Source organism: Stenotrophomonas sp. Steno-C15, assembly GCF_056393265.1.
In genome coordinates, this window is the sequence record NZ_JBWJPF010000003.1 from 72,881 (window position 1) to 93,650 (window position 20,770).

Annotated in this window: 21 protein-coding genes; 12 read left to right on the top strand and 9 right to left on the bottom strand. The window is 68.0% G+C overall.

The genetic code is table 11. The annotated features are described in order from the left end of the window. Positions 1-630 precede the first annotated feature (630 nt). On the top strand, positions 631-1,770 hold the full coding sequence (locus AC06FB_RS03850) for a YncE family protein (protein ID WP_461289454.1): 1,140 nt from the start codon (positions 631-633) through the stop codon (positions 1,768-1,770). Positions 1,771-1,883: 113 nt separating this feature from the next. Here the strand turns inward: AC06FB_RS03850 and AC06FB_RS03855 are convergent, their stop codons facing one another. Beyond that, positions 1,884-2,360 carry a nuclear transport factor 2 family protein gene (locus AC06FB_RS03855; protein WP_478053398.1) on the bottom strand — a complete coding sequence of 159 codons (477 nt, stop codon included), beginning with the start codon at positions 2,358-2,360 and terminating at the stop codon, positions 1,884-1,886. A 219-nt stretch (positions 2,361-2,579) separates the two neighbouring features. Between AC06FB_RS03855 and AC06FB_RS03860 the strand changes: the two genes are divergently transcribed. Both AC06FB_RS03860 and AC06FB_RS03865 read left to right on the top strand, forming a co-directional pair. Continuing rightward, positions 2,580-3,392, top strand: coding sequence for an alpha/beta fold hydrolase (locus AC06FB_RS03860; RefSeq protein ID WP_478053399.1), 813 nt, complete (start codon positions 2,580-2,582; stop codon positions 3,390-3,392). Between the two features lie 20 nt (positions 3,393-3,412). Further along, positions 3,413-3,583, top strand: coding sequence for a hypothetical protein (locus AC06FB_RS03865; RefSeq protein WP_164972344.1), 171 nt, complete (start codon positions 3,413-3,415; stop codon positions 3,581-3,583). Here AC06FB_RS03865 and AC06FB_RS03870 read toward each other — a convergent pair. Continuing rightward, positions 3,580-4,284, bottom strand: coding sequence for a hypothetical protein (locus tag AC06FB_RS03870; protein ID WP_478053400.1), 705 nt, complete (start codon positions 4,282-4,284; stop codon positions 3,580-3,582). The genes AC06FB_RS03865 and AC06FB_RS03870 overlap by 4 nt on opposite strands. Positions 4,285-4,414: 130 nt before the next feature. Here AC06FB_RS03870 and AC06FB_RS03875 point away from each other — a divergent pair, with 130 nt between their 5' ends. Further along, positions 4,415-5,059 (top strand): hypothetical protein, encoded by a 645-nt coding sequence (locus AC06FB_RS03875; protein ID WP_053518811.1) that lies wholly within the window; start codon positions 4,415-4,417, stop codon positions 5,057-5,059. A gap of 54 nt (positions 5,060-5,113) precedes the next feature. After that, positions 5,114-6,082 carry a polysaccharide deacetylase family protein gene (locus AC06FB_RS03880; protein ID WP_111186613.1) on the top strand — a complete coding sequence of 323 codons (969 nt, stop codon included), beginning with the start codon at positions 5,114-5,116 and terminating at the stop codon, positions 6,080-6,082. A 3-nt stretch (positions 6,083-6,085) separates the two neighbouring features. Here AC06FB_RS03880 and AC06FB_RS03885 read toward each other — a convergent pair whose 3' ends face one another. Continuing rightward, positions 6,086-6,976, bottom strand: coding sequence for a class I SAM-dependent methyltransferase (locus AC06FB_RS03885; protein ID WP_478053401.1), 891 nt, complete (start codon positions 6,974-6,976; stop codon positions 6,086-6,088). 513 nt (positions 6,977-7,489) lie between these two features. Further along, entirely contained in the window at positions 7,490-7,906 is a 417-nt protein-coding gene (locus AC06FB_RS03890) for a hypothetical protein (protein ID WP_322523345.1), read from the bottom strand. Positions 7,907-7,991: 85 nt separating this feature from the next. Here AC06FB_RS03890 and AC06FB_RS03895 point away from each other — a divergent pair, with 85 nt between their 5' ends. Then, positions 7,992-8,276 carry a hypothetical protein gene (locus tag AC06FB_RS03895; protein ID WP_111186611.1) on the top strand — a complete coding sequence of 95 codons (285 nt, stop codon included), beginning with the start codon at positions 7,992-7,994 and terminating at the stop codon, positions 8,274-8,276. A gap of 24 nt (positions 8,277-8,300) precedes the next feature. Here the strand turns inward: AC06FB_RS03895 and dmeF are convergent, their stop codons facing one another. Next, a complete protein-coding gene (dmeF, locus tag AC06FB_RS03900) occupies positions 8,301-9,275 on the bottom strand; it encodes a CDF family Co(II)/Ni(II) efflux transporter DmeF (protein WP_065182548.1) in 975 nt (324 codons plus the stop codon). Between the two features lie 51 nt (positions 9,276-9,326). On the opposite strand from dmeF, the gene AC06FB_RS03905 reads away from it, so the two are divergent. Continuing rightward, positions 9,327-9,611: a metal-sensing transcriptional repressor gene (locus tag AC06FB_RS03905; RefSeq protein WP_049417302.1), complete on the top strand. Its 285-nt coding sequence runs from the start codon at positions 9,327-9,329 to the stop codon at positions 9,609-9,611. A gap of 24 nt (positions 9,612-9,635) precedes the next feature. Here the strand turns inward: AC06FB_RS03905 and AC06FB_RS03910 are convergent, their stop codons facing one another. Continuing rightward, entirely contained in the window at positions 9,636-10,013 is a 378-nt protein-coding gene (locus tag AC06FB_RS03910) for a MerC domain-containing protein (protein WP_478053402.1), read from the bottom strand. 68 nt (positions 10,014-10,081) lie between these two features. Between AC06FB_RS03910 and AC06FB_RS03915 the strand changes: the two genes are divergently transcribed. Next, complete coding sequence (locus AC06FB_RS03915; RefSeq protein WP_478053403.1) at positions 10,082-11,407, top strand: GTP-binding protein; 1,326 nt, start codon at positions 10,082-10,084, stop codon at positions 11,405-11,407. 10 nt (positions 11,408-11,417) lie between these two features. On the opposite strand, the gene AC06FB_RS03920 is transcribed toward AC06FB_RS03915, so the two are convergent. Both AC06FB_RS03920 and AC06FB_RS03925 read right to left on the bottom strand, forming a co-directional pair. Beyond that, positions 11,418-13,028 carry an ATP-binding cassette domain-containing protein gene (locus tag AC06FB_RS03920; RefSeq protein WP_478053404.1) on the bottom strand — a complete coding sequence of 537 codons (1,611 nt, stop codon included), beginning with the start codon at positions 13,026-13,028 and terminating at the stop codon, positions 11,418-11,420. Positions 13,029-13,191: 163 nt separating this feature from the next. Beyond that, entirely contained in the window at positions 13,192-14,091 is a 900-nt protein-coding gene (locus tag AC06FB_RS03925; protein WP_053518823.1) for a LysR family transcriptional regulator, read from the bottom strand. A 157-nt stretch (positions 14,092-14,248) separates the two neighbouring features. Here AC06FB_RS03925 and AC06FB_RS03930 point away from each other — a divergent pair, with 157 nt between their 5' ends. Both AC06FB_RS03930 and AC06FB_RS03935 read left to right on the top strand, forming a co-directional pair. Then, positions 14,249-15,427 (top strand): serine hydrolase domain-containing protein, encoded by a 1,179-nt coding sequence (locus AC06FB_RS03930; protein ID WP_180875805.1) that lies wholly within the window; start codon positions 14,249-14,251, stop codon positions 15,425-15,427. Further along, positions 15,424-16,608 carry an MFS transporter gene (locus tag AC06FB_RS03935; RefSeq protein WP_478053405.1) on the top strand — a complete coding sequence of 395 codons (1,185 nt, stop codon included), beginning with the start codon at positions 15,424-15,426 and terminating at the stop codon, positions 16,606-16,608. The genes AC06FB_RS03930 and AC06FB_RS03935 overlap by 4 nt, the downstream gene beginning before the upstream one ends. A 3-nt stretch (positions 16,609-16,611) precedes the next feature. Here the strand turns inward: AC06FB_RS03935 and AC06FB_RS03940 are convergent, their stop codons facing one another. Beyond that, positions 16,612-18,228, bottom strand: a complete 1,617-nt coding sequence (locus AC06FB_RS03940) for an EAL domain-containing protein (protein WP_262100737.1) — start codon at positions 18,226-18,228, stop codon at positions 16,612-16,614. Positions 18,229-18,454: 226 nt separating this feature from the next. Here AC06FB_RS03940 and cycA point away from each other — a divergent pair, with 226 nt between their 5' ends. Together cycA and AC06FB_RS03950 are read left to right on the top strand one after the other, a co-directional pair. Continuing rightward, the gene (gene cycA / locus AC06FB_RS03945; protein WP_065182541.1) at positions 18,455-19,828 is read left to right on the top strand and encodes a D-serine/D-alanine/glycine transporter; all 1,374 of its coding nucleotides are present in this window, start codon (positions 18,455-18,457) and stop codon (positions 19,826-19,828) included. Between the two features lie 61 nt (positions 19,829-19,889). Then, positions 19,890-20,666 (top strand): lytic transglycosylase domain-containing protein, encoded by a 777-nt coding sequence (locus AC06FB_RS03950; RefSeq protein ID WP_322523349.1) that lies wholly within the window; start codon positions 19,890-19,892, stop codon positions 20,664-20,666. Positions 20,667-20,770 lie beyond the last annotated feature (104 nt).

The following is a 20,770-nucleotide window of genomic DNA, read 5'->3' on the forward strand; positions in this document are numbered from 1 at the left end:
GTGGCTCGAAAACCGGTGATTACCCAAGCCGGCGGGCTCGAAGGCCCCCACGCACCGCCCGCCATGGAACGCGAACGGATTGTCAGCCGGCGCCACCGAGAGGTGACGCCGACTGACAAGCGCAAAGCACTGGGTATCAGACGGGTTTTCGAGTCCCGCGCCACCCTTTTCCGGTGGCCCGCCAATCTGCTCACGCCTGCGCCCTGAAATCCAATTGGAATTTGCGGAGAAAACACGCAGTTCCACAGAGCAGGACTATTGTCGCAGATGGCCAGCGTGCCGTATGCGACGACAATCTCCGCAATCGAACTTCAAGGAAGCTTTCTACGACAGGAAAGATCGTAATCAGCCTGTGCGCCCGCACAGAACGCTACCGCCTGCCGATCGCGCTGGGCCGCCTGAAATCCTCCGTCCACACCGAAATCGGGCCAACGTCATCGCCCCGCAGCCGAAAAGGCGAGCCAAAAACGACACTTCGGCCGTCGTCCTCGGCGCCACGCCTCTCCCCAGCCTGCTACCATTCCCCCGCAACCCAGCCAGCCCACCCCGTGCAGACACACCCGGGGCGGGCCGTCGCCGTACGGCCCAGCGAGCCAGGACACCCTTCCGTGCCCTTTCAAGGATGCTCGCATGTTCCGTCATTCCGCTTTCCGCTCGGCCGCCCTGGCCCTTGCCATCTCGCTCAGCGTCGGCGCCCCGGCGGCCTTCGCCGATAACGCTCCCGCCGCCAGCACCCCCGCTGCCGTGCAGCGCCAGGCCATCGCCAAGGGCCTGTACGAACTGGCGTACAGCCCCACCCAGAACGCCGTGTTCGTGGCCTCCTCCGGCGGCTTCGGCGATGACGCCGGCCCGTCGCAGGTGCTGCGCCTGAACCCGGCCACGCTGGCCGTGGAAACTCGCATCCCGCTGGAGCGCAAGGCGTTCGGCGTGGTGCTGGATGACGCCCACAACCGCCTGTACGTCGGCAACACCGTTGATACCTCGGTAACCGTGGTCGATACCGCCCAGAACAAGGCCATCGGCATCGTGCAGCTGATGGAGAAGAAGGTCGGCAAGGACGGCAAGGCCGCCTACACCCACGACCTGCGCGAACTGGTGGTCGACAGCCCGGCCAACCGTCTGTACGTCACCGGCCATTCCAGCGAGGGCAGCGTGCTGTTCGTGGTCGATACCACCACCCTGAAGGTGATCAACACCATTCCGGGCCTGGGCAACGCCAAGGCGCCGGGCCTGGCGCTGGATGCCGCCAACAAGCGCGTGTACACCAGCAACCTGCTGGCCGACCTGGTGGTGGTTGGCACCGACGCCAACAAGGTGGTGGCCCAGCACAAGATCAGCGCCGAGCAGCCGATGAACATCGCGCTTCACCCGGACGGCAAGCGCCTGTTCGTGACCGACCAGGGCTCGGAGATGATCCGCAGCTACATGACCAAGAGCAGCGCGGGCTTCACCAGCAAGCACCCGGGCCAGCGCGTGCTGGTGCTCGACCGCACCACCGGCAAGGAACTGGCCAGCATCCCGACCGACGCCGGCCCGCTGGGCATCCTGCTGGACGCACCGCGCAAGCGCCTGTACGTGACCAACCGCGATGGCGGCACGGTGACCGCGTACGACAGTGAGAGCTACCAGAAGGTGGCCACCTACCCGGTGCCGACCCACCCGAACAGCCTGGCGCTGGATGCGAAGAACAACGTGCTGTACGTGAGCATCAAGAACGGCGAGAAGGACGCCAAGGACGCGAACGAGAGCGTGGCGCGCATCCAGTTGTAACGGCTGGAGGTGGCCGCGCTGGGAAGGCGCGGCCACCTGTTACAGGCATGGGATTTCGCCAGGTGGGCGCCAGAGTGGCGGCGTGGACCCTCCGCCGCCTGCCACCCCGAACCTCAATCCACCCCGCGGTGGTCATAGCTGATCACTCGCTCCACCTGCCAGGTGCCGTCCACGCGTCGCCACACCTGCACGAAGCGCGCCTGCCCCACCCACCGCTCCACACCGTCCTTGCCGCGTTCGTAGAAGCGATGGTCGCCCATCTCCAATGCACGCTCCTCGTGCAGCGGGAACACCTGCAGCGAACGGTCCACCAATTCGCGGCGCAGGCGCCAGCCGCCCTCGCGCGCGTTGTCGCACATGCGGGCCACGCTGCGCCGGAAGTCCTCGCGGCTGCTGGCCGACTTGCCGTCCTTGTCGTGGAAGAACTCCATGTCCTCGGTGGTCATCGCCGCGGCCCGATCGGCATCGCAGGCCTCGAACGCCACCGCGAACAGCTGGGTATCGGCCTGGCGGATCTGCTCGCGCAGGGTATCGGACGGGGCCGGGCTGGCGGCAAGGCCGGCGGCGAGCAGGGGCAGGGCGAACAGCATGGCGCGTCTCCGTGGATGTCGGGCGCACAGTGGCACGCTGCGGGGGCGGTCGGCGCACGGGTGCGACGAAGCCGCGTCTGCCGGGTACAAACGGCCGGATTCCAGGTGCGGGTGCCGGGCGCCAGGCGTGTAGGGCATGTCATGGCGCGGGCGGATTCCCTCACGGTCGCCACAGGCGGCGCTGCCTAGGCTGGTGCCATCCTTTCACCAGGAGTTCCCATGTCTGCTTCCCCCATCCGGCTGCACATCGAAGACACCGGCGGCGAGGGCCGCCCGGTCATCCTCATCCATGGCTGGCCGCTCTCGGCCGAGGCGTGGAAGGATCAGGTGCCGATCCTGCGGGATGCGGGCTACCGCGTGATCAGCTATGACCGGCGTGGCTTCGGTCGCTCCGAGAAGCCAGCCGACGGCTATGACTACGACACGCTGGCGGCCGATCTGGCCAGCATCATCGAGCAGCGCGATCTGAAGGAGGTCACGCTGGTCGGTTTCTCGATGGGTGGCGGCGAGGTGGCGCGCTACATCGCCAATCACGGCGAGTCGCGCCTGCACAGTGTGGTGTTCGCGGCTGCGGTGCCCCCTTACCTGCTGCGCACCGACGATAACCCGGAGGGCCCGCTGACCCAGGACAAGGCGGACGAGATGCGCACCGGCCTGGAACAGGACCGCGAAGCCTTCTTCGATGGTTTCACCCGCGATTTCTTCAGCGCCAACGGCAAGCTGATGGTCACCGAGGCCGAGCGCCAGGCGGCGATTGCGCTGTGCCACCAGTCCGACCAGGCGGCGGCGCTGGGTTGCATGAAGGCGTTTGCCACTACCGACTTCCGTCGCGACCTGCAGAAGGTGAGCGTTCCCACCCTGGTGCTGCACGGCGACAGTGATGCCACCGTGCCACTGGAGGGCTCGGGCAAGCGCACCCAGCGTGCCATACGGGGCAGCGAGCTGGTGGTGCTGCATAACGCGCCGCATGGCTGCAACACCAGCCACACCGACGACTTCAATCTGGCGCTGCTGAACTTCCTCAAGCAGTAACCGGCCTCTACACTCGTCGCATGCGCCAGACCCGCACGCCACCGTGGAAGAAGCCCAACCCGAAGGGCCAGAAGTCGCAGCCGTTGTCGCCTGCACAGAAGGAGGCGGCGCGGCAGCGCGCGGAGGAGAACGGGCGACCCTATCCGAACCTGGTCGACAACATGTGGGCGGCCAAGCTGCCGCGCGGTTAGCGCGGCGTTGGGCGGCCCGCTGGTGCAGGGGCGAGCAGGGGCGTCCAACCGCGTTCGCGCCAAGGTGCGACCGTGCGTGGATGGACCTGCACCGCACCCGCGGCCAGAGCGCCGCGTGCGGTCAGTGCGGCCTGCAGCCGGTGTGTCTGCATCGGCTGTGCGAACGCGACCTGCAGCAGGTCACCCTGCTGCCGTACCTGTACCGGCAGGACATCGCGCGACTGGATTGCCAGCGGTGGGCGGCCGATGGTGTAGTCCATCTCGACCGTGCGTGCGCCCTGTGCGATGACAGGCTGCCACGCCTGCAACAGCGCGGCGTGCCGGGATGCGGGCAGGCGCACCTGGGCGATGCTCGCCGGGTAGCCGACGGTGCTTTCAACCATGACCTGGAAGCGTGCGCCGTCCGGCATGGCGACGGCCCATACCGCTGCCGTGGCGAAGATCGGTATGCAGCCGATGAAGTACCACGCGCGGGGAACCGGTGCGGCAACGTGGTAGCTCCACTGCGGATGACGACGTTGCAGGCGCCGTAGTGCCTTGCGTTCGCGACGGCGCGGTGGTGTGGCCGTAGGCAGCAGGGATTGCGTGACTGGTGGCAGCTTGGCGCGCTGGGTCTGGATGACACGCGACACGGCGTAGGCCGCCCCTGCGATCATCAACAGGCCGGTGCCGTAATGCACCAGCAGGTACAGCGTCAGCATCCAGCGCACTCCATGCAGCGGTTCTTCCTCGGTGGATATCGTACCGCCGAGCACACGTGTTGTCGCATCCGCCAGCCGACAGCCGTGATCGGCTTGGTTACGATGACAGACCACCGACACGAGTGTAACGATGACATCCACTCCGTTCCCTCAGGGCCGCACGCGCGCCCCGGGACTGATGTTGCTTCTGCTGCAGGTGGTCGCCGTGCTGGGCCTTGGCCTGGCCGCAGGCTATTTCCATCACCGTGTGGATCTGTTGCTGGAGCCGGTGACGGCTGCCTGCGGTGGCCCAGATCCCGCGGCGCGACTGCGGATGGCTGAAGTGTTGATGGCGCGTGCCGGCGCGCTGGATGATTGGCAGCCACTGCGGTGGTTGCCGGTAGCGGGCATGGTGCTCGCACTGCTGGGTGCGATGGCCATCTGCGTGCATTGGTGGCACCGGGTACGGCGGCCCCTGCGCACCACCGCGCTGGGGCTGATGGCTCTGCATGCCAGCGCCATGGCGCTGGCGGCGTGGACCCTGCATCTGTACGAAGACGCGTGGAACAGCGTGGTCAGGCTGTCTCCGACGGCGTGTCTGGTCGATCTGACCCAGCAGGGACGCATGCCGCTGGAGCAGGCCCAGGAAGTGGTCTTCCATATTTTCACCCGCGCGCACGCGCCGCTGCAGCGCAATCCGGATGACCTGGCCCTGGTGCTGGTGGCGCTGCTGACGGCCGCGATGGTGGGCGGTGTTGCGCTGTGGCGGGCCGCGGCTGCTGAAGAGGGGCGCTGACGGCGCTCGCGCGCTGGGCTACAGTCGGCGTTCCTGCCGACACAAGGATGGTCCATGCGTACGTGGCTGCGTGCCCTGCCGTTGCTGCTGTTGTCGCTGGCGGTGCACGCCGCGGAGGTGGACCGGCGCATCGCGGTGACCATTGATGATCTGCCGTGGGCGCGCGTGGACACCATCCTGCCTGCGGATCTGCAGACGCGCCATGCGGCGTTGATGGCGCAGCTGCGCCAGGCCGATGTGCCGGTGGTGGGTTTCGTCAACGAGAACAAGCTGGAGGTTGATGGCCAGGTGCAGCCGGCGCGGGTGCAGATGCTGCGCGATTGGCTCGACGCGGGTTATGGGCTGGGCAACCACACCTATTCGCACATGGACCTCAATGCGCAGGGCGTAGCCGCCTTCCAGCAGGATTTCCTGCGTGGCGAACAGGTGCTGCGGCCGCTGCTGGCCGAGCGTGGCCAGCGGCCACAGTGGATGCGCCATCCGTATCTGCGTGCGGGCCGGACGGCCGAGGACCGCGCGGCAATGGACGGATTCTTCCGCGACCACGGGTACCGCGTGGCGCCGGTGACGGTGGACAACGGCGAATGGGTCTGGGCCTTCGCCTACGCCAACGTGATGAATGAACAGCCGCCGTCCGCAGCCCGCGAGGCTACGCTGGCGCAGCTGCGCAAGGGCTATGTGCCGTACATGCTCAACAAGCTGGACTACTACGAGCGGCAGTCGCAGGCGCTGCTGGGCTATGCGTTGCCGCAGGTCTGGTTGATGCATGCCAATGAACTGAACGCGGCCACCTTCGCCGAACTGGTGGCGGCCACCCGGCGGCGCGGCTACCGCTTCATCACGCTGGAAGAAGCCATGCGTGATCCTGCCTATGCGCGCGGCGCGGAAGGCTACAACGGCCGCTACGGCCCGAGCTGGCTGCATCGCTGGGCGATGGCCGAGAACAAGCCGAAGGACTTCTATGCCGGCGAACCGGTGGTGCCGGCGTGGGTGATGACGCTGGCGAAGGTGGATTCGGAGTAGCGCTCAGCGCTTGACCGCCAGCACGCCGTCCAGCGCGAGCTCGGCCTTGAATCCGGCCTTTTCCAGGCGCTTGGCCACTTCGCGCGGCACATCGCGGCCGCTGGTGAGCTTGTTGGGCGCGCCGGTGTAGTGGAACAGGCGGCCGCCCTTGCGCAGGGCGCGGGCGAGATGGTCGTAGAACACCTGCGAATACAGTTCGCCTGCGATGCCGAAGCGCGGCGGATCATGCAGGATCGCATCGACGCTGTTGCTGGCGATCTGCTCGATCTGCTGCGAGACGTCGCCCTGGCTGAAGTGCAGGCGACCACCGGCAGCGGCCGAGTCGGGATCGGGCGACCACGGGTTGAGCGTGCGCAGCCACATTACGTCGGCGTTCTTCTCGAACGAGCGGATCTGGCCGACGCCGGCCTCCAGTGCGCAGGCGGCGAAGTAGCCGAGCCCACCGCAGGTATCAAGCAGCGCCTTGCCCGCCGGTGCAACCAGCCCGACCTTGCGGCGCGCGTCCTCGAACGGCGACAGCTTCGAGGTGGGCAGCATCTTGATGCCGTCGATCTCGAAGGTCGGCGCACCCCACTCGGTAGGCACCAGTTTGATCAGTGAACCGCTGTAGCGTGAGATGGGAGCGAAGTCTTCGCCCTCCCAGTAGTACAGCGTGCGGTCCTTCAGCTTGCCCGGCCACGGGTAGTGCTGGCCGCGGAAATGGAAGCCTTCCGCGTCCAGCCCCACGCTGTCCTGGCTGCGCCCCAGGTCAAGCGAGCCTTGCCACTCGGGCGCGCCCTTGTCATGGGCACGACGCAGGGCGTCGGCGCTGTCGCGGGTCAGCAGAGGGCCGGTGTAGTGGGGCACGGCAGGCATCGGGTGGTTCGGGGGAGGGCATGGTACCGCAGCTGCCATGAAGGATAGAAAGAGCGGTGTTGGATCCCAACGCAGCTGCCGGGGGCATTTTCACGAGTGCATACCCAGCCCGCCGCCGGCCCTTCAATCGTCCCTTCCCCCTGAGACGGTTCCATATCCATCGAGGCGCAGAAGGCCTGATGATAGAGCTTGGTGGCTTCCGACTGGTCACTGTATCGATAGATCAGGCGTCCAGATCCATCTGGCTTGAGATGCTGGTCAACCTGGATGTGTGCTCCGTCGAAGTCTGGCCAGGTTGTACGACGAACGATGATGATCTCGCCCTTGGAGTCCAACTCCGTTCTGTCGACACTCAAGGGTGTTTCTGCGAACGCAGGTACAGCCATGGCCGCCGCTAGACATAGCATCCGCGCGCGTCTGCTCATGTGTGAGTCTCCGTTTCATGGTTGCGGAGACAGTAGGCTCAACAATATCCGGCATCTTGATTGTGACCGAAGTTGTGCCTGGTCGAATTTGAAACTTTCCTCATCCGCTTGAATCCCTGCACTTCGATCAATCGCACTTCACCGCATACACCGGCCCGGCACCGATCAGCATCAGCGCCATGTAGTCACTGTCACTGGCCTTGCCCTTCAGCGTGGCGCCGCTGTTGAAGTGGAAGAGGCCGAAGCCGCCGGCCATGCGGATCACGGCGCTGTCGATCTGAGCCGCATCGTCGCGGAAGTAGCGGCTGATCTCGCTGGAGGTGGCCTTGTGCAGCCCGTTCGGGTCGCGCTGCCATTGGCCATCGCGGTTGAAGGAAACGAAGTACTGGCTGCCTTCGCGCTCGATGCGGAAATCGGCGGTCCTGCGCGGGCTGGTGGCGAAGCAGCCTTGCAGGGCATCAGAAGAGAACGGCAGCCGTGCATCGCCACCACAGGCGGTGAACAGCAGCAGGGCACCGGGCAGCAGCAGGCGAAGCGCGCGCATGGGATGTCCCGACGAGGCAGGTGCGGCTAGTGTAGGCAGCAGCCGGGCGTGGCCCGTACAGAAATTCGGCAAGAGGACGCGTGCAATGGCACAGGACAAGGCACCGTGGTGCGGTGTGGCCAGTGGATTGGGCCTGGTCGTGGGGTGGGCTGCAGGCACGCTTGCGGCACAGGCGGCGGTGGCCGCGGGAGGCAATGGCATCGCCGCGGGCCTGGGGGTGGGTGTGCTGGGCTCGGCACTGGTGGGATGCGGGCTGGCGGTGGCGTCGCGGGTGCGGGGCGAGCGTTGGCCCTGGATCGGTATCGTGGGCGCGGTGCTGAGTGCGCTGCCGTTGCTGATGTACCTGCTGCGGATGATGCTGAAGCTCTGAAGCCGGGGCGAGGGCTCGGCGCTGTCAGGACGGGCTGTGATGGATCTCGACCGTCACGTGCACCAGCTCCTCGTGGATCGCCAGCGCCTGGCGCACGGTATCGGCATCAAGGCGGGCGTCACTGGTCACCACGCTGGCGCTGACCGCGTACTTGCCCCGGCCCACCTGCCAGACGTGCAGGTCGGCCAGGCGTGCCGGCCATGGGCCCTGCTCGATCACCTCGCGGACCTCGGCCACCACCGGCGCGTCCATCTGCGCGTCGAGCAGGATACGGCCACTGTCACGCAGCAGGCCGACCGCCCACACCGTGACCAGCACGGCGCCGACCAGACCCATCACGGGGTCCAGCCAGGTGAGGCCCAGCAGTTTGCCGCCGAGCAGTGCGACGATGGCCAGCACCGAGGTGGCCGCGTCGGCCAGCACGTGCAGGTAGGCCGAGCGCAGATTGAGATCGTGGCCATGCGAAGGGGCATGAACGTGATCGTGGTGATGCCCGTGATGATGCGCGTGGTCGTGCCCATGCGCATGATGCGCGTGGCCGGGGCTGTCGTGCAGCCACCACGCACAGAGCAGATTCACGCCCAGGCCGACCACGGCGATGGCGATGGCTTCGTCGTAATGGATCGGCGCGGGAACCCACAGCCGCTGCACGGACTGCGCGGCCATCAGCGCGGCGACACCCAGCAGGGCAATGGCGCTGGTATAGCCCGCCAGGATCTCGATCTTCCAGGTGCCGAAGGCGAACCGCGGGTCGTGCGCGTAGCGCCGTGCACAGCGGTAGGCGAACACCGAAAGGCCCAGCGCCAGTGCGTGCGAGCTCATGTGCCAGCCGTCGGCCAGCACGGCCATGGAGTTGAACCACCAGCCGCCGATGATCTCCACCAGCATCATGCCGACGGTCAGCCACAGGGCGCGGCGGGTATTGCGTTCGGCAAGGGGATTGCCATCGTCGAAGCGATGGTCGTGGCGACGGGCAGCGGCGAGCGTGTCCAGATGCATTGAGTGACCGGCGGGTGGAGTTGATACCCCCATAGGGTATACGATCCACCCATGGCACATGTACACAGAAATCGAAAACAGCTGCTGACCCGGGTGCGCCGCATTGGCGGCCAGGTGGCGGCATTGGAGCAGGCGCTGGACAGGCCCGAGGGTGAAGCGGGCGACTGTGCGGACGTGCTGGTGCAGGTCGCGGCGGTACGTGGTGCGGCCCACAGCCTGTTGATGGAGTTGCTGCACGAGCACCTGCAGGAGCACGTGGTCGGGGCTGAAGACCCGCAGCAGCGGGCGGCGGAGGCCGAGGTACTGGTCGAACTGTTGCGGCGTTACGGGAAGTAACGCCGGGCAGGCGGCCGGCGATGCTCAGCAGTGGCGGTGCCGGCGCCGCGCGTTCCAGACGTGGGTGGCGGCCAGCAGCAGGCTGCCGGTGACCGTCAGCGGCGTTTCCCAGGCATGCGAAGGCAGCTCCAGCGCGCCGGCCAGCAGCAGGCCCAGGCCGAGACCGGCCACGGTCCAGGCCATGACGGGCAGGCGATGGCGGCGATCGGCCCGCCACAGGGCGTAGCCGGTGAGCGGCAGGGCGATCGCCACGAACAGCAGATGCACCCATTCGGCCTGGGCCCAGGCGCCGAACAGTGGCAACGCGGCGGCAAGCAGGGGCAGCGCCAGGCAGTGCAGCAGGCACAGGCTCGACAGGGCGAGGGCTCCGGCATCGAGCAGTGCGGGGGAAGGGGACTTCATGGGGGAGGTTCCTTGCGCAACAATTGTTATACAGTAACATTTCTTTCCCGCAGCCAGACCGCTCCGACATGAACACTGTTTCCCGCGCCGACCGCCGCTTGCCCGTCACCGTGCTGTCCGGCTTTCTGGGGGCCGGCAAGACCACCCTGCTCAACCAGATCCTGCGCAACCGCGAGGGCCTGCGCGTGGCGGTCATCGTCAACGACATGAGCGAGGTCAACATCGATGCGCAGCTGGTGCGCGACGGCGGCGCCGAACTGCGCCGCACCGAAGAGACGCTGGTGGAATTCAGCAACGGCTGCATCTGCTGCACGCTGCGCGAGGACCTGCTGCAGGAAGTGCGGCGGCTGGCCGACAGCGGCCGCTACGACTACCTGCTGATCGAATCCACCGGTATCGGCGAACCGATGCCGGTGGCCGCGACCTTCGCGGTGCGCGATGAGCAGGGCTTCAGCCTGAGCGACATCGCCCGGCTGGACACGATGGTCACCGTGGTCGACGGCAGTGCCTTCCTGGCCGACTTCGGATCGACCCTGCGCCTGGCCGAGCGTGGCCAGCAGGCGGGACCGGACGACGACCGCGGGGTGGTCGACCTGCTCTGCGAGCAGGTCGAGTTCGCTGACGTGATCGTGGTCAGCAAGATCGACCAGGTGGATGAGGAAGTGCTGCAGGACACGCTGGCCGTGCTGCGCGGCCTCAACCGCGATGCGAAGCTGCTGCTGTCCAGCTTCGGTGATGTACCGCTGACGGAACTGCTCGATACCGGCCGCTTCGACTTCGAGCGGGCGCAGCGCGCACCGGGCTGGGTGAAGGAGTTGCGTGGCGAGCACACGCCGGAAAGCGAAGAGTACGGCATTGCCAGTTTCGTCTACCGTTCACGGCGGCCGTTCCATCCGGCCCGTTTCGCGCGCGCGTTGCGCAGTGGCATGCCCGGCGTGATCCGCAGCAAGGGCTGGTTCTGGCTGGCCAACCGCATGGACTGGGTGGGCGAGTTGAACGCGGTTGGCGCGGCAACGCGCACGCAGGCCGCAGGGTTCTGGTACGCCGCGCGTGATCGCGTACGTGCAGGCCTGGAAGACACCACGCCGCTGCTGCCGCCGACGCCCCTGCCGTACAGCGATGTGGGCTGGGCGCGCCAGCAGGCCAACTGCTGGAGCGCCCCGCTGCCGGGCGTGGAGGACTTCCCGGATCGCGCCGCGCATGCCGCAATGGCGCGGCTGTGGCATCCGCTATGGGGGGACCGTCGGCAGGAGCTGGTGGTGATCGGCGTGCACATGGACGAACGCGCGGTGCGCGCGGAACTGGATGCGTGCCTGCTGGATGACCAGGAGCTCCGCGCCGGCCCGCTGCTGTGGCAGCAGCTGCCTCAGTCGTTCCCGGTGTGGAAGCGCTGACGGGAGGGGTTCAAGGGCGTGGGTCGTGCCATTGCCAACCGTCTGCCGTCACCTGCAGCACCTGCGTGGGCCGCAAGGCCTGCAGCAGGTGACGGTCGTGGCTGACCATCATCAACGCACCCGGCCATGCATCCAGCAGCTGTTCCAGCGCCTGCAGTGCCCCCAGGTCCAGGGCATTGCCGGGCTCGTCGAGCAGCAGCAGCTGGGGTGCCGGGTCGGCATACAGCACGCTGGCCAGTGCGCCCTTCACCCGTTCGCCGTCGCTGAGGCTGCTGGTGGGACGCTGGATGCGCTGCGCATCCAGCCCCAGCAACGCCAGGCGCGTGCGCAGCTCGCCAGGATCGGCGGCGGGGTTGGCGGCCTGCACGCTGTCCAGAATGCTGCGCGTACCGCACAACCCCAGCAGCTGCTGGTCCAGCAGGGCCAGCGGCGCGAGGCGCTGCACGGCGCCACTGCGCGCGGGCAGGTGATCGGCCAGCACACGCAGCAGGGTCGATTTGCCACTGCCGTTGTCGCCGATCACGGCGATGCGTTGCCGGCGACGGATTTCCAGCTGCAACGGAAGGCTGCAACCGTACGGCAGTACGAGATCAGTCGCCTGCAGCAGGCGCGTACTGCCACGTTCGCCCTCGCCTGCAAACAGGGCCAGCTCGGGTGTGGCCTGCACGGCCGATGAAGCGGCGCGTACCTGCGCGGCACTGGCCTGCAGGCGCTCGTTCTGGATCTGCTGCGCACGCCCGTGGCTGGCTTCTGCGCGCTGCTTCTGCCGGCCGAGCAGGATCGGTGCCTGGTTGGCCTGCTTCGCCTCGCGCGTGCCGCGTGCCTGCCGTTGCTGTTGGCGTTCGTGCTGCTCGCGCGCGCTGCGCTGCTGCCGCCGGTGCTGTGCACGTGCGTGGTCAAGCTGTGCGTCCGCTGCGTCCCGCTCGGCGGCGCGTGCCTCGGTATAGTGCTGCCAGGGGCCGCCGTAGCGACGCAGGCCGTGCGCGTCCAGCTCGACGATCTGCTGCATGTGCGATAGCAGTTCGCGGTCGTGGCTGATCACCAGCAGACCGCCGGTCCACTGCTGCAGCTGCGCGTAGAGCTGCTGCCGATGGCGGGCGTCGAGGTGATTGCTGGGCTCGTCCAGAATCAGCCAGTCGGCGCCACTGGCCCAGGCGCCGGACAGCGCCACCTGCATCGCCTGGCCACCGCTGAGGCGGGCCGCCGGCTGCGCAGGATCGAGATCGTCCGGTAGCTGTTGCGCCTGCCAGTGCTGTGCCAGCCGCTCGCGCAGATCCCAATGCTCGCCAATGCAGGCGAAGTCGGCCTCGTCGATGCTGCCAGCCTCGATCCGCGCCAGTGCGGCCAGCTGCGGGCCGACGCCGGCCAGTTCGCCGACGCTGCCACGGGGTGGTTGGCCGGGCGTGGGCAGCAGGAACACGTTGCCGCTGCGGTGCACGTCGCCGCTGTCCGGCGTGATCTGCCCCGCCAGCAGGCGCGCCAGCACGCTCTTGCCGGCACCGTTGGCGCCGACCAGGCCGGTGGCGACCGGTTCAAAGGAAAACGACAGGTCTGAAAACAGCGACCGGCCATCGGCCAGTCGATACGACACGCGATCGAGCGTGAGGAAATGTGCGGTCATGCGACCTCCATGGATGCCGTGTTCTCCCCTGCGCGCAGGGGCGGGAAGCGTCGGGCCGTCTAGTTCGAAGACGGCGGCATCAATGGCGCATCGGTCGCGAGCCTCAAGGAGGAATGAGCGGCCAGTATAGCGCCGGCGGCTGAACGGTCGCGCCGCGGCGTGGCTACGGCACGGTGTCCAGGCGCGCGCCGACGAAGTCGATGAACACGCGCAGCTTCGGCAGTACGTGGCGCCCCGAGGGCCACAACAGGTGGAAGGTGCCGCAGGAGTGCACGTACTCGTCCAGCACCGTCACCAGGCGCCCGTCGGCCAGCGTATCGCGCACTGAATGCACGGGTACGAAGGCCAGGCCGACATCGCGCAGGGCCAGGGCCACGCGGGCTTCGATGGTGTTGGCGACCATGTGCACGGGCAGTTCCTGCACGGGTTCGCCTTCGGGCCAGTGGATCGGCCATGGCTCCAGCTTGCCGCTGCTGGGGAAGCGGTAGTGCAGCAGCGTGTGCTGCAGCAGGTCGGCCGGGGTGCGGGGCGTGCCACGCCGCTGCAGATAGGCAGGCGAGGCAACGACACGCCGGGGAAACACCCCCATCCGACGCGCGTTCATGCGCGAATCGCTGGGCTCACCCACGCGCAGCACTGCGTCGAAGCCTTCTTCGATCACGTCCACCAGGCGGTCACTGAAGTCCAGGTCGAGGCGGATGTCCGGATACGCCGCCATGAATTCGGCCATCAGCGGCAGGGTGAGGTCGCCGACCAGCGGCAGGCTGATGCGCAGGGTGCCACTGGGCGTGGCATGCGGTTGCGCCAGTTCGGTACGCGCGGCATCGCGCTCGTCGAGGATGCGCCGGCAACGGGCCAGGAACAGTTGGCCCTCCGCGGTGAGGGTGATGCTGCGCGTACTGCGGTGGAACAGGCGTACGCCCAGGGCCTGTTCCAGCCGCGCCACGCATTTGCCCGCCGCGGAGGCGGAAATGCCCTGCAGGCGGCCGGTTTCGACGAAGCTGCGGGTGTCGGCGGCGTGCACGAAGGTCTGCAGGTTGGCGAGATTGTCGAGAACGGACATGGGCGTGGCAGGCAGGGGAGCGGCATGATGGCCTTCCGGTTCCGGGCATCATGCCCATTGCGGACTCCCCGGTCCATGATGCGCGGAGCGGCAACCGGCTTTTTGCCGGCGTCCAGGCTGCCTAAGGTGGCGGCCTCTCCTCCCACGGACTGCCGTCATGAATGCCGCTCTTTCCCCAGTGACTGAACCCGCCCTGCCGTCGGTGCAGCGCCTGCTGCAGCAGGTGCACCCTCACCGGCTGGTCGGTGCGGTCGTGCAGGTGCGCGTGCACGGGGTGCTGCGCCACGCCAGCGCCACCGGCCTGGCCGACCGTGAACGCGGCGAACCGATGCGCCGTGACCATCTGTTCCGCCTGGCATCGGTGAGCAAGCCTCTGCTGACGGTGGTGATCCTGCGCCTGGTCGCCGAGGGCGTGCTTGATCTGGATGCGCCGGTGCAGCGCTGGCTGCCCGATTTCCGGCCGGCGCTCGCCGACGGCAGCACGCCGGCCATCAGCCTGCGCCAGCTGCTCAGTCACAGCAGCGGCCTGGGCTACCGCTTCCTGGAAGCCGATGCGCACGGCCCCTACGCGCGGGCCGGCGTCAGTGATGGCATGGATGCCAATCCGCTGTCGCTGGCCGACAACGTGCGGCGTATCGCACAGGTGCCCCTGCTGTTCCCGCCGGGCAGCCAGTGGATGTATTCGCTGGGCGTGGACGTGGCCGGGGCGGTGGCCGAAGCCGCAACGGGCGAGACCCTGCAGGCGTTGTTCGAGCGCCTGCTGGCGACGCCGCTTGGCCTGCGCGACACCGCCTTCGCAACCGGCGACGCGAGCCGGCTGGCCACGCCCTATGTCAGCGACGACCCGCTGCCGCACCGCCTGCGCGAGGGCGAGGTCGTGCCGGTGTTCCCGGAAACGGTCGGTATCGAGTACAGCCTGGCCCGGGCCACCGATGCCAGCCGCTATCCATCGGCCGGCGCGGGCCTGGTCGGCACGGCCGACGACCTGATGACCGTGCTCGAGGCGCTGCGCGACGGGCAGGCGCCTGCGCTGCTGCCGGCCCCGCTGCTGGCGCAGATGGGCACGCCGCAGGTGGGTGAGGCGGGGCCGCCGGAGCCGGCAGGCTGGGGCTTCGGCCTGGGATTTGCCGTGCTGCGCGATGCGGTTGCCGGCGCAACGCCGCAGGCGCCAGGCAGCTGGCGCTGGGGCGGTGCCTACGGCCACAGCTGGTTCGTCGACCCGGCACGGGGCCTGAGCGTGGTGGCGCTGACCAATACGCTGTACGAGGGCATGGACGGTGCATTCGTGGATGAACTGCGCGATGCGATCTACGCCGATCTGGAGGCTGCACGATGAGTGGCCACGCGATCGATGCGGCAGCCCCCGCGGGTGCGGCCTCGCGCCCGCCCTGGGCCGGCCTGCTGGCGCTGGCCGGCGGTGCCTTCATCACCCTGCTGACGGAAACACTGCCGGCCGGGGTGCTGCGGCCGATGGGCGCCAGCCTGGGGGTGAGCGATGCGGCGGTGGGTCAGCTGGTCAGCGTGTACGCGCTGGGTTCGGTATTGGCGGCGCTGCCGATGACCGCGCTGACCCAGCGTTTGCCGCGTCGTCCCCTGTTGCTGGCCGCGATCGCCGGCTTCGTGCTGGTCAATACGCTGACCGCGTTGAGCAGCAGCTACGCGCTGATTCTGGCGGCGCGCTTCCTGGCCGGCGTCAGTGGCGGCCTGCTGTGGTCGCTGGTGGCAGGTTACGCCGCGCGCATGGTGGTGCCTGAGCTGCAGGGACGCGCCATCGCGGTGGCGATGATCGGATCGCCGTTGGCCCTGTCACTGGGCGTGCCAGCCGGTACCCTGCTGGGCCAGCAGATCGGGTGGCGCTGGGCGTTCGCCCTGATGAGCGTGCTGGCGGTGCTGCTGCTGGTCTATGCGCGCTGGGCCCTGCCGGCCCTGCCCGCAGCCGGCTCCGGACGGCGTGTGTCGCTGGCTGCGGTATGGCGCATGCCGGGCGTGCGCAGCACCTTGCTGGTGATGGCGCTGTACGTACTCGCGCACAACGTGCTGTACACCTACATCGAGCCCTTGGCCTTGCAGGCCGGTGCGGGGGCCTGGCTGGACCGCCTGCTGCTGGCGTTCGGCATGGCGGCCCTTGTCGGTATCGCGATCGCTGGCTGGGGTGTGGACCGCCACCTGCATGCGCTGGTCTGGAGCACGGTGCTGGGCTTCATCGCCGCCGTCATGGCGCTGCTGTTGTGGCCGGTGAGCGCGACCGCACTGCTGCTGGCGACGATCGTGTGGGGCATGGCGTTCGGTGCGGTGCCGACCCTGTTCCAGACGGCACTGGCGCGGCGCGCCGGCGCGGCGGCCGACCTTGCGCAGTCGATGCTGGTGACCGGCTGGAACCTGGCCATTGCGGCCGGCGGCGTGGCCGGTGGCCTGGTGCTGCAGTCCGGCGACGCGCGCCATCTGGGCTGGCTGCCGCTGCTGTTGCTGGCGGCAAGTGCGGTGTGGCTGATCGCACGCCCGAAGGCCTGGGCGTAACGCTTACGGCAGTGGCTCCTGTTCGATCGGTACGCTGCGCGGGTTCTGCATCTGTTCGCGCGCTGCGCCGTAGCGCTGCTGCCGCTTGTGGTGGAACGCCACGAATTCGTCACGTGGCAGCGGCCGGGAGAACAGCCAGCCCTGCCCGAACTGCACCTTCTGACCGTGCAGATAGGCCAGCTGCGCTTCTGTCTCCACGCCTTCGGCCACGACCCACAGGCCCAGCTCGCGCGCCATGCCGATGATGTGCGGGGTGACCGGGCTGGTGGCACTGTCGGTGCCGATCGCATCGACGAAGGACTTGTCGATCTTCAGCGCATCCAGTGGCAGCTGTGCCAGGTACTGCAGGCTGGAATAGCCCACGCCGAAATCGTCGATGGCGACGCTGTGCCCGGCGCGGCGTGCCGCGGCCAGCATCGTGCGGGCGCGGTCCAGATCGAGGAAGCCGCGCTCGGTGGCCTCCATCCAGATCTGCTGCGGCAGGATGCCGCTGCCGGTCATGTGCTTGGCGATCATCTTCAACGCGCGGCCGCTGCTGATGTCTTCGGCCGCCAGGTTGATCGCCACGTGCGCGCTGCGATCGCCGACCAGCAGTTCGCGCAGGTCGCGCACCACGTTCTCGATCACCAGATCGGTGACATCGCCGATCATGCCGGCCTCTTCGGCCAGCGGAATGAACAGGTCCGGACGCACCTGGGTGCCGTCCGGACGCTGCCAGCGCACCAGCGCTTCGGCGCCCACGCAGATGCCGGTGTCCAGTTCGATGATCGGCTGGTAATGCAGGTACAGCTCGCGACGGCGGATGGCGGTGGCCAGTTCACCCCGCAGCGACAGCCGGCGGCGCGACAACCAGATCACCAGGCCGGCACCGGCGGCGGCCAGCAGCACGCCCAGCGGCACGAACAGCCACGCCTGCTGGCGGAAGCTGGCGGTGAGCGCGGTCCGCGGGGTGGTGGCGATGGCCAGCCATTCTTCATTGCGAGCGGTGGCGTACAGCGTGTTCTGGTCCAGACCAATGCCGGGATCGCGCAGCAGGGTCTGCAGCAGCGCCGGATCCATGTCGTTCTGCCGGGCCAGCAGGCGGCCGTCGGGGCTGGCCAGGGCCAGCCGCACGTTCGGATCAACGATGACATCGACGAAGCGGCGGGGATCGACCAGTACGTCGTAGGAGCCATACAGGATCGACAGCACCTTGCGGCGGCCGCTGGTCTCGGGACGCACATCGACCGCGATGCCGGCGCCGTCGCTGGTGACGTGGTCCGGCCTGGGCTGGTTCACGTCGGACAGGAACGGCCCCCATGAGGTGCACCGCAGTTTGCCGCCTTCGAAATAGCCCAGCTGATCGGCCGAAGGGGTGGTCATCACCAGCGTCTGCATGCGCCGGATGTGCTCCGGGCTGCAGGCGGGGAGTGCGGTGGCCTCGGCTGATTTCAGTGCGGCCAGTGCTTCCTGGTAGGACAGGTCCGCACGCCGCAGGGTGCGTTCGGCGATGTCATGCAGGCGCTGCTGCTCCACGCTCACGGCGCGGTCCCACGTGGCGTAGGCCATGACGGCGATGGGAATGGCCGCCGCCAGCAGCGCCAGCGCGGTTCCCCCGATGATGATCCGCAGTCGGCTCACGTCCGGGGCTCCAGCAAGGCAGGCAGGGCAGGGCGCATGGTCGGGCCGATCCTTGGGCAGATGCGGCTATCTGAGCATGCCGCCGCGCCGGGCGGAATGGGACGAATCAGGTATTCGGTCACATTGTGGTGAAAGCGGCCAACTTTGCCGGATTCAGCCCGTCCCCAGCTGGCGCAACCGGCCCGGGAGGACTACCGTCGGACGCTTCGCCCGCCGATTCCGCGCCATGACCGACCCTGCCCAGCCCCCCGAGCATCTGCGCCGCAGCCTGTCCAACCGCCACCTTCAGCTGATTGCCATCGGCGGTGCCATCGGCACCGGTCTGTTCATGGGATCGGGCAAGACCATCAGCCTGGCCGGCCCGTCCATCGTATTCGTCTACCTGATCATCGGCGCGATGCTGTTCTTCGTCATGCGCGCGATGGGCGAACTGCTGCTGTCCAACCTGCAGTACAAATCCTTCATCGATTTTTCCACCGATCTGCTTGGGCCCTGGGCCGGCTTCTTCTGTGGATGGACCTACTGGTTCTGCTGGATCGTCACCGCCATCGCCGATGTCATCGCCATCGCTGCTTACGCACAGTTCTGGTTCCCCGGCCTGGATGCGTGGATTCCGGCACTGATGTGCGTGCTGTTGCTGCTGGGGCTGAATCTGGTGACAGTGAAGCTGTTCGGTGAGATGGAGTTCTGGTTCGCGCTGATCAAGATCGTGGCGATCTGCGCGCTGATCATCACCGGCGCCGGCCTGGTGGCGTGGGGCTTCACCTCGCCCAGCGGGCACACCGCCTCGCTGGCCAACCTGTGGAACGACGGTGGCATGTTCCCGATGGGACTGGTCGGCTTCTTTGCCGGTTTCCAGATCGCGGTGTTCGCCTTCGTCGGCATCGAGCTGGTGGGAACCACCGCCGCTGAAACCGCCGACCCGGAGCGCAACCTGCCCAAGGCGATCAACTCGATCCCGGTGCGCATCATCATCTTCTACGTGCTTGCGCTGGTGGCGATCATGGCAGTGACGCCGTGGCGGCAGGTGGTGCCGGACAAGAGCCCGTTCGTGCAGCTGTTCGTATTGGCCGGGATCCCTGCCGCCGCCAGCCTGATCAATTTCGTGGTGCTGACCTCGGCAACGTCCTCGGCCAACAGCGGCATCTTCTCCACCAGCCGCATGCTGTATGGCCTGGCGGAAGAAGGCCACGCGCCGCGCGGCCTGTCGAAACTGTCGCGCGCGGCGGTGCCGGCCCGCGGGCTGCTGTTCTCCTGCCTGTGCCTGCTGGGCGGCACGCTGCTGATCTACCTGATCCCGAATCTGGTGACCGCCTTCACCCTGGTGACGACGCTGGCGACGGTGCTTTTCATCTTCGTCTGGTCGCTGATCCTGGTGGCCTACATGGTCTACCGCCGCCGTTACCCGCAGCGCCACGCGGCCTCGATCTTCAAGATGCCCGGTGGCGTGGCGATGTGCTGGGCGTGCCTGGGGTTCTTCGCCGGCGTTCTGGTCCTGCTGAGCCTGCAGGCCGATACCCGCCAGGCCCTGATCGCGAGCCCGGCGTGGTTCGTGCTGTTGGGCGTGGGCTATGCGCTGCGCAGCCGGATGGCCCGCTAGGGGCGCGGCCGCCACCGCATTCACCCATCGTTAGCGGGGGCGGCCGGATGATCCGGCCGCCATGACCCGCCGCCCCGTCCTCGCTGCGCTGATGCTGCTGTCCCTCCTGTGGGCCGGGACGGCGGCTGCGCGCACGGTGTACCGCTGCGTGCAGGGCAACACCGTCAGCCTGGCCACCGCGCCGGAACCCGGTTCGCTCTGCACCGCGCGAGATATCGACGACAACGCCATCCAGACCCCGAACCTGTGGGGCAACATGGGGGTGTTCAGCGGCGTGCTGTACGAACGTGAGCAGGACGGCCGGCTGGTCTATTCCACCCGCAATCTGCCGGGCTCGCGGGTGTTCCTGAAATTCACCGTGGCCACGCCGCCGGGCGAGCCTGCGCATGAGGGCCTGGGCCGGGTCGGCAAGCCGCAGCTGGCACCGCACGCGCGGCAGTTCAGGGCGGCAGCGAAGGCGACCGGTGTTGATGATGCCTGGCTGCGTGCCATCGCCCACGCAGAAAGCAACTTCGACGCGCTGGCGGTGTCCAGCAAGGGCGCCCAGGGCGTGATGCAGCTGATGCCCGAGACCGCACTGGAGTACGGGGTGAGCGACCCGTTCTCGCCACAGCAGTCAATCGACGGTGGCGCGCGCTACATGCGCGCGCTGCTGCGCCGCTACAACGGCGACCGCACGCTTGCCGCGGCCGCGTACAACGCCGGCATCGGCGCGGTGACCCGCTACAAGGGCGTACCGCCCTACGCGGAAACGCTGGCCTACGTGGACAAGGTGATGGCGTTGTACACGCGCTATCGCGAGGCGATGGGCATCCGCATCGAGGTGCCGGCAAAGTAGCCACTCGTCGGACGGTGATTGTGGGCGCCCCTCGGCCGCGGCAGGATGGCGCTGCACGGGTGGGCGGGGGAGCGCCGGCCCGGGCGTCGAGGGACGATCCGGCC